Annotated in this window: 5 protein-coding genes; 3 read left to right on the top strand and 2 right to left on the bottom strand. The window is 38.8% G+C overall.

Annotation, left to right across the window (positions count from 1 at the left end; all coding sequences use genetic code 11):
• The coding region (locus tag DBR11_RS25980) for an AraC family transcriptional regulator (RefSeq protein ID WP_108555478.1) at nucleotides 1-774 on the top strand (774 nt) is incomplete at its 5' end.
• A gap of 58 nt (nucleotides 775-832) precedes the next feature.
• Here DBR11_RS25980 and DBR11_RS25975 read toward each other — a convergent pair.
• The gene (locus DBR11_RS25975) at nucleotides 833-2224 is read right to left on the bottom strand and encodes an arginine decarboxylase (protein ID WP_108555477.1); all 1392 of its coding nucleotides are present in this window, start codon (nucleotides 2222-2224) and stop codon (nucleotides 833-835) included.
• A gap of 101 nt (nucleotides 2225-2325) precedes the next feature.
• Between DBR11_RS25975 and DBR11_RS25970 the strand changes: the two genes are divergently transcribed.
• Together DBR11_RS25970 and argS are read left to right on the top strand one after the other, a co-directional pair.
• On the top strand, nucleotides 2326-3276 hold the full coding sequence (locus tag DBR11_RS25970; protein WP_108555476.1) for an arginase: 951 nt from the start codon (nucleotides 2326-2328) through the stop codon (nucleotides 3274-3276).
• Between the two features lie 3 nt (nucleotides 3277-3279).
• A complete protein-coding gene (gene argS, locus DBR11_RS25965) occupies nucleotides 3280-5061 on the top strand; it encodes an arginine--tRNA ligase (protein WP_108555475.1) in 1782 nt (593 codons plus the stop codon).
• Nucleotides 5062-5206: 145 nt separating this feature from the next.
• Here argS and DBR11_RS25960 read toward each other — a convergent pair.
• On the bottom strand, nucleotides 5207-5678 hold a 472-nt coding region (locus DBR11_RS25960; RefSeq protein ID WP_255564442.1), incomplete at its 5' end, for an Lrp/AsnC family transcriptional regulator.

Genomic DNA, 5678 nt, shown 5'->3' with positions numbered 1-5678 from the left:
ATCTCTGAATTTATATGGCAGTACCATTATCATCCGGAGTATGAACTGGTGTGCGTAGTTGGCGGTGGCGGCACCCGCCATGTTGGTAACCATTTAAGTATGTATGACGATGGAGATCTGGTATTGATTGGCTCAAATATGCCGCATTCTGGCTTTGGATTAAATGCAACAGAACCTCATGAGGAAATTGTGGTGCAGATCAAACCTGAGGTGGTGCAGCAATGGATAGCCGATTTTCCGGAAATGAAGGAGATCGCAGATCTGATTGTACGTTCCAAACATGGTTTGAAATTTAATGGTGAGGTTAAAAGCCGGATTACTGCTTTGCTGATAGACATGAAAAATATGTCACCTTTTGAAAAGCATTTGTCTATGCTGAAAGTATTGCACCAACTTGCACTTGCAGAAGAGTATGATGTTTTAAATAGACAACCTATACTGGCGGAGATGGTAAATAAACACCGGAACAGGTTGCAGAAAATCTTTACTTATGTAGAGAATTATTATGATCAGGATATTGATATTCAAAAGGTAGCAGACATTGCTAATATTTCTGTACCGTCATTTTGTAATTATTTCAAGAAGACCACTCATATCACGTTTACGGAGTTTGTAAACCATTATCGGATCCAGAAAGCCTGTTTGCTATTACAGCAGGATAAAACAATCGCTGAGGTCTGTTTTGCCTGCGGTTTTAATAATGTAACCTATTTTAACAAAATCTTCAAAAAGATCATACATAAAACGCCATCCGAATTCAGGACAGAAAAATAGGCACACAAAAAAGGGTACCTGCAGGCGCAGGTACCCTCTATATTTTAAAGATTAAGGCCTAGGTATAACCCAGGATCTTCAATACTTGTTTACTGTTTTGTTCTTCACCAAATACCTCGAAGTTGAAAGTCTCATCTCTGTTTCTGCGAATGATCACATGTTTAGGACTTGGCAGTAAGCAGTGATGGATACCACCATAACCACTGAGTACCTCCTGGTAAGCACCAGTATGGAAGAAACCGAGGTATTGTACTTTACGTGTTTTTGGCATAAACACACTGTTCATATGTGCCTCCTGGTTGTAATAATCCTGGCCGTCGCAAGTAATTCCACCGAGGTTTACTTTTTCATATTCCGCATCCCAGTTGTTGATGGGCAACAATACATATTTTTGGTTCAGTGCCCAAACATCAGGAAGGTTGGTAATGAAAGAACCATCCAGCATTAACCATCTTTCCCGGTCATTTTGCTGTTTACGGCCTAATACCTTATATAATATACCAGAGGCTTCTGCTACTGTATATTTACCAAATTCTGTAATGATATCCGGTTCAATAACATCATGCTCTGCGCAGATCTCTTTAATCCGTTTAACGATCTCATTGACCATGTATTCGTAATCGAAATCAAAAACCAGGGAATCTTTGAAAGGCATACCACCTCCGATATCTAAAGTATCCAGTTCCGGGTTAATCTTTTTGAATTTGCAGTATAAGGTTACATATTTCTCCAGCTCATTCCAGTAATAAGGTGTATCTGAAATACCGGAGTTGATGAAGAAATGCAGCAATTTCACCCTGAAATTAGGATTAGACGCAATTTTATTATTGTAAAAATCAATAACATCTTCCAGTCTTACACCTAAACGGGATGTATAGAACTGAGAATCCGGCTGCTCCTCAGCGGCAATACGAATTCCCAAATTACATGGGGTATCCATTTCAATTTCATCATCATAGAGGTTAAATTCCTCTTTGTTATCTAAAACCGGAATGATGTTTTTGTACCCATCGTGCAGCATATCTATAATATACTGCTTGTATTGATAAGTTTTAAAACCGTTACAGATCAGCGTAATGTCTTTGGTCAGTGCACCTTTTTTCTCAAGGGCATCTACCATTGGCATATCAAATGCAGATGAAGTTTCCAGGTGGATGCCATTTTTAAGGGCTTCTTCCACAATGTGGCGGAAGTGGGAGCTCTTGGTACAATAGCAATACTTGTAATCACCTCTGTAATTGTTCTTTAAGATGGCGGTCTGGAACAAGATCTTCGCCTGTTGAATTTTTTTGCTGATCAGCGGAAGATAAGTGAAACGTAATGGCGTACCATAAGTTTCAATCATCTCCATTAAGTTTAGGTCCTGGAAGTATAATTCATCGTCTATAATGTCATAGCCTTCCTGTGGGAAACCAACACTTAGATCAAGAAATTCGGAGTAACTCTGCATTTTTTATATTTTTGAACAATTATTAAAGGTGTGGCAACTTAAAATAAGTTAATTTTGGCCCAAAGATAAACCTTTTATAAAATACACTCGTAATTTTTTTTATGACTAAGTCTTTAAAGATAATTGAAGTAAAATCTGAGATTGGAGCGGGTACCCGCGGAGCCAGTCTTGGGGTAGATGCGATAAAAATTGCGGCATTAGATTTTGGAAGCAGGTTCTTTAAAAAACACAAATCTATTGAGGTACCAAATGAGAACCATTTGTTACTGGAAAGTACCGGTAGCCCTTATGCAAAAAGGATTTCAGGTATTCTTACTATGGTAGAGCGGGTGAGTGAAGAGGTGAAAAACACCCTTGGAAATAATGAATTTCCGATTGTTCTGGCTGGTGACCACAGTACAGCAGCGGGTACGATCTCGGGAATCAAGGCCGCTTATCCTAAATCCAGGTTAGGCGTAATCTGGATTGATGCCCATGCAGATATGCACTCCCCATACACTACACCTTCCGGAAATATGCATGGTATGCCTCTGGCTATGGTGCTGGATGAAGATAATACGGACTCTAAGGTGAATAAACTTGACCAGGAAACCATTAATTACTGGTATCAGCTCAAAAATGTAGAGAATATAGCGCCTAAGATTAATTATCGTGACCTGGTGTTGATTTCTGCAAGGGATATGGAAAAACCGGAAGAGCACCTGATCAAAAAAAATAAAGTAAAAAACATCACCACTGCCGAATTCCGGAAACGGGGAGTAGAAAGAACGGTGATTGAAACGATGATGTACCTGGACCATTGCGACCTGATCTATGTCTCTTTTGATGTAGATTCACTGGATCCAACAGCATCGAGAGGTACAGGAACTCCGGTAGCCCAGGGTTTAACAGAGAAAGAAGCAGGAGGTTTAATGACCAGGCTCATTACACATCATAAAGTATGCTGTTTTGAAATTGTTGAAGTAAACCCAACCCTGGATAAAGAGAACCAGATGGCAGAGCATGCCTTTGAGATCTTAATTAAAGCGACGAACGCTTTTAGAAACGAATAGAATATGAATATTGAACAACATATCGTTGCTGCTACGATAACAGCAGTTAAAGACTTATACCAACAGGAAATCCAGGAAAATCAAATCAGCCTGCAGGATACGAGGGTTGAATTTGAAGGGCAAATCACTATTGTAGTTTTTCCAATTGTACGTTTTTCTAAAAAATCGCCAGAAGTTACTGCTAAGGAACTTGGTGCTTACCTGGTAGAGCATGTTGCAGATGTCACAGGATTTAATGTCGTTAAAGGCTTTTTAAACCTGAGCATTGCAGATCCTTACTGGCTGAGTTTACTGAACAATACGCTATTGGATAAGGACTTCGGTACTTTCAAACCCAACGGACAGAAAGTAATGGTGGAATATTCTTCTCCAAACACCAATAAACCACTGCATCTTGGACATGTTAGAAATAACTTATTGGGTTATTCTGTTGCTGAACTGCTTAAAGCTAACGGCTATGAAGTATTCAAAGTAAACCTGGTAAATGACAGAGGTATTCATATTTGTAAGTCTATGCTGGCCTGGCAAAAATTTGGAAATGGAGAAACCCCGGAGAGTTCTGGCTTAAAAGGAGACCACCTGGTTGGAAAATATTATGTAATCTTCGATAAAGAATATAAGAAAGAAATTGAAGCACTTAAACTTGCAGGTCAAACAGAAGAAGAGGCCAAGAAAAATTCACCACTGATTAAACAGGCACAGCAAATGCTGCTGGAATGGGAACAGGGTAATGCAGAGGTATTGGATCTTTGGAAAAAGATGAACGGATGGGTATATGCGGGGTTCGATATTACCTATAAAAACCTGGGCGTGGATTTTGATAAATATTATTACGAAAGCAATACTTATTTATTAGGTAAGGATACTGTAGAAGAAGGCTTAAATAAAGGCGTATTCTTTAAAAAACCAGATGGCTCTGTATGGATCGATCTGACAGAAGACGGCTTGGACCAGAAACTCGTACTGCGTGCCGATGGAACCTCTGTATATATTACTCAGGATCTAGGTACTGCAGAAATGAAATATGATGATTTTAAAATGGATCAGTCTATTTATGTAGTGGGTAATGAGCAGGACTATCATTTCAAGGTCTTATTCTTGATCCTGGAAAAAATGGGTAAAACCTGGGCTAAAGGCCTGCATCATTTGTCTTACGGTATGGTGGATTTGCCAAGTGGCAAAATGAAATCCAGAGAAGGTACAGTGGTAGACGCAGATGATCTGATTGCAGAAATGGTTGAAACAGCCAGACAGAAGACAGAAGCACTTGGTAAAACCAATGATTTTTCTGATGAGGAAAAGGAACGTTTGTATTATGACATAGGTATGGGGGCTTTAAAATACTTCCTGCTAAAAGTAGAACCTAAGAAACGCCTGCTGTTTGATCCTTCTGAATCTATTGATTTTCAGGGAAATACCGGACCGTTTATTCAGTACACCCATGCACGTATTAAGTCGCTTTTAAGTAAAGCTGAATATGCAGAGTACTCAAAAGCAACAGAGGTTAAAGATTTATCTGCAACAGAGTTGGAGATGATTATGTTGCTTTCTAAATACCCTTCTGAATTGGCTTCAGCAGCTAAAGGGTATACTCCGGCTACTTTATCTAACTATCTTTATGAGGTAGCCAAAATGTTCAATAAATTCTACCATGAAGTGCCTCCGATAGTTAAAGAAGAAGATGCTTCACTGAAACAGCACCGTTTGAACTTAAGTTTTATTACGGCTAATATTCTGAAATCCGGAATGAAGTTATTGGGGATCACAGTGCCTGAAAGAATGTAATACTTTCTTTATCTTGACAAGAATGCGTGAAAAAACCTGCACTTCTTTTCTCACTGGACCTTCCGCGAAAAGCTTCAGGTTGTGAGGTGAGAAAAGAAGTGCAGGTTTTTTGGGGTATCCGGGAAGAGGTATAATAGTTGTTGTTTTAAAAGCTGATGTTATACGAATTTTTTATCTCTGCCATAGCAAACGTACTGTGCGTACTTCCTATACTTTTAACAGAGCCTAGTTTATTAAAAACAAAATCCTGGTAATGTTTCATATCCTTTGCATATACCTTTAATATAAAGTCATAGTCTCCCGAAATATTATAACATTCTACCACTTCGTCGATTTTTAAAATGTCTTCCACAAACTGATGGCCTATCTTCCTGTCGTGCTGTTTGAGCTTAATATTGCAAAAGACAATAAATCCCTGGTTAAATTTTTCGGCATCAAGTATGGCAATATACTTTTTAATAAATCCATTGCTTTCCAGTCTTTTTACCCGTTCAAAAACAGGCGAAGGGGACAGTTTTACCTTTACCGCAAGCTCTTTTATGGTATAGTTCGAGTTGTTGCCTAATATCTTCAGCAGTAATAAATCTGTATCATCTAATTCTTCCATAGAATATTTT

This window comes from Pedobacter sp. HMWF019 (genome assembly GCF_003061025.1).
Taxonomy (GTDB): domain Bacteria; phylum Bacteroidota; class Bacteroidia; order Sphingobacteriales; family Sphingobacteriaceae; genus Pedobacter.
The sequence above is the reverse complement of the archived record's forward strand: the minus strand, read 5'-3'. Positions and strand labels throughout refer to the sequence as shown.